This is a genomic window from Nocardia sp. NPDC101769 (genome assembly GCF_044766925.1).
Lineage (GTDB): Bacteria > Actinomycetota > Actinomycetes > Mycobacteriales > Mycobacteriaceae > Nocardia.
In genome coordinates, this window is sequence record NZ_JBIWMX010000124.1 from 1 (window position 1) to 2,029 (window position 2,029).

General features: G+C 65.1%; 2 protein-coding genes. One reads left to right on the forward strand and one right to left on the reverse strand.

Annotated features, from left to right (window positions below; all coding sequences use genetic code 11):
- Window positions 1-95 precede the first annotated feature (95 nt).
- Window positions 96-1,250 carry a serine hydrolase domain-containing protein gene (locus ACIRRA_RS45855; RefSeq protein ID WP_402782408.1) on the forward strand — a complete coding sequence of 385 codons (1,155 nt, stop codon included), beginning with the start codon at window positions 96-98 and terminating at the stop codon, window positions 1,248-1,250.
- 83 nt (window positions 1,251-1,333) lie between these two features.
- On the opposite strand, the gene ACIRRA_RS45860 is transcribed toward ACIRRA_RS45855, so the two are convergent.
- Window positions 1,334-1,552 (reverse strand): transposase, encoded by a 219-nt coding sequence (locus tag ACIRRA_RS45860; RefSeq protein ID WP_402782405.1) that lies wholly within the window; start codon window positions 1,550-1,552, stop codon window positions 1,334-1,336.
- Window positions 1,553-2,029: the final 477 nt, after the last annotated feature.

Here is a 2,029-nt window from a genome sequence, read left to right on the forward strand (position 1 = left end):
GCTGTCTACCAGGGGCTTCCTCATATCCGGCGGAGGCACGCCGAGATCAGATCCATTGCCCCTCAACATCATTCGCACAGGATGAAAAAGGCTCAATGTATGGCACGTGCGCCGCTGGTTTCGAGGTCGTTCGGGAGGAGTTCGAGCGCAACTTCGCCGAGCGCGGTGACGTTGGTGCGTCGGTCGCAGTTACGGTGGACGGCGAGTTCGTCGTGGATTTGTGGGGTGGCGATGCCGATGAGGTCGGCAGCCGGCCTTGGGAGCGTGACACGGTGGTGAACGTGTACTCCGCAGGCAAGGGCATGGTCGCACTATGCGCTCACGTGCTGGCCGACCGGGGTGAGCTGGATCTGGATGCGCCCGTGGCGAAGTACTGGCCGGAGTTCGCCCAAGCTGGCAAGCAGAACCTGCCCGTGCGGTGGCTGCTCAGCCACCGTGCCGGACTGATCGGCCCACGCGAGCGCATGGCACGGGGCGACGTCTACGACTGGGACCGGGTCTGTGCCACGCTCGCAGCCAGTGAACCGTGGTGGGAGCCGGGCACCGCGCAGGGCTACCATGCGATAACCTTCGGCTTCCTCGTCGGTGAGGTGGTGCGGCGGATCACCGGCGACTCGCTGGGCACATTTCTTCGCACAGAGATTGCCGAGCCGCTCGGCGCGGACCTGTTCATCGGCACGCCCGCCGAGGAGCATGCGCGCTGCGCGGACGTGATCGGTCAAGTCCAGCCGTCCAAGATGGGTCCGGGCACGCTTACTCCGCCGCGCGAACTTTCCGACAATCCGATGGCCGCCTTCCTGGTGGCCTTCACCTACATCCCTGCCGACGACGTCAACAGCGCTCGATGGCGCGCGGCCGAAGTGCCGGGAATCAACGCTCATGCCAATGCTCATGGGCTCGCCACCGTGTACGGCGCACTCGCCACCGGCGGGCTTGTCGGTGGCGACACCCTGGAGACAATGCGCAGCCAACAAAGCCAGCCGAACGAGCTGGACTTGGTGATCAGCTCGATGGCCGGGTCGGGTCCACCGTTCACCTGGGGTACCGGGTATCAGCTCAACGGCTTTGGACTGCTTGGGCCCAACCACGCGACGTTCGGGCACCTCGGTGCCGGCGGCTCGTATGCCTGCGCAGACCCGGAGAACCGCATGTCCTACGCATATGCGATGAACAAGCTCAGTGCGGATCCGCAAAGTGACCAGCGCAACAACAAGCTGCTCCAGGCGGTCTACTCAGCGATAGGAGCATGACGGAGCCGAGCGGGTACTCAATCGGCGCGGGTTCCGGCTGCAAACCGCGCTGACCGAACCGGCCAACGGGACACGGCGGAAGATCAACGGACGCAGTCGTTGTAGGCCGCGCTGGGCGTTCGATCGCCGAGCGCCTGGTGCGGTCTGATCGTGTTGTAGATGATCCGGAACCGGTGGACCTCCATGTCGAGTGCGTCGCCGTCGGCGATCGGGCCGCGGAACAGGTGCTCGTATTTCAAAGTGCCGAAGAAGCGTTCGATCACGCCGTTGGTCTGCGGTGAACGCACCCGGGTACGGGACATGCCGTAGCAGCGGATCCGGCCCGGCGAACGCGGCCTTGAACACCTCCCCACGGAAACACGGCCCGTTGTCCGACACCACCGCGATCGGCGACGGCGCCATGCCGATCACCTCCCCGACCGGTCCTAGCACCTCGGCCATCCCACGGTCGGCCCGCAGTTCATCCGATCCCAGAACACGCTCGGCCTCGGAGACGGCGAGCCGCAGACATGCGAGAGCGTCCGCGCCGCGGCCGGTCGGGGTCACGGTGACGGCCAGGCAGTATTTCGGGGCTTAAGAGTGACTTTTCTCGAAGGTGGGCGGGGCCATCGCGAAAGCCGTTTCCTCACAGTGGGTTTGGTGCGCAGCCCTGCTTAGAGTGACTTTCCCGCCACCTGGACCTCACGGGCCGAATCTGCCCACACACATCCGGCGGTTGTCGGATTCGACGTCTGCGTGAATAGCAGAATTCAGCCTTCGGCTCGCTGCCCGGCGCAGTT

Bases quoted from the DNA above. Each gene is read 5' to 3' on its own strand.
- ACIRRA_RS45860 (WP_402782405.1), bottom strand. From the start codon at position 1,552: ATGTCCCGTACCCGGGTGCGTTCACCGCAGACCAACGGCGTGATCGAA.
- ACIRRA_RS45855 (WP_402782408.1), top strand. From the start codon at position 96: ATGTATGGCACGTGCGCCGCTGGTTTCGAGGTCGTTCGGGAGGAGTTC.